The sequence below is a fragment of the Pseudomonas sp. EL_65y_Pfl1_R83 genome, from assembly GCF_963970695.1.
GTDB classification, from domain to species: Bacteria; Pseudomonadota; Gammaproteobacteria; order Pseudomonadales; family Pseudomonadaceae; genus Aquipseudomonas; species Aquipseudomonas tritici.
The window spans coordinates 1-505 of the sequence record NZ_CAXAQI010000274.1; the positions used below are offsets into that span (position 1 = coordinate 1).

At 64.2% G+C, this 505-nt stretch carries 1 protein-coding gene; it reads left to right on the forward strand.

Translation table 11 applies throughout. The annotated features are described in order from the left end of the window. Nucleotides 1-64: 64 nt before the first annotated feature. Nucleotides 65-505: Plug domain-containing protein (locus AACY08_RS28840; RefSeq protein ID WP_339472493.1), on the forward strand; the 441-nt coding region annotated here is incomplete at its 3' end.

Here is a 505-nt window from a genome sequence, read left to right on the forward strand (position 1 = left end):
TCTCACAGCCATGTACAAATCTTCGATTTCGCTCTTCGCGCTGGCCGTCGCCAGCGTGGCCGCAATGCCCGCTTTTGCTGACACCAAACCCGATAGCAGCGTTGCGATGTCGGCGGCCCCGGCTCCGGCTGATCCCGCGCCCGATACGAGCGCACCCGAGCAATCCGACATTATCGTCACCGGCACTCGGCGCACGGGCACGACTGCGGCCGAGAGCGCCACGCCGATCAAGGTGCTAAGCTCGGATGAATTGTCGCGAGTCGGCCAACCCAACCTCAACCAGGTGCTGACGCAATTGGTGCCGTCCTTCACGGCGCAGGCCTTTGGCGGCGACACCGCCAATTTGACGCTGTCGGCGCGGTTGCGCGGGCTCAGCCCCAACCACACGCTGGTGCTGATCAACGGCAAACGCCGCCACGGCACTGCAAACCTTGCCGTGCTTGGCGGCCCTTATCAGGGGGCGGCGACTGCCGATCTCGACCTGATTTCGCCCAGTTCGATTTCG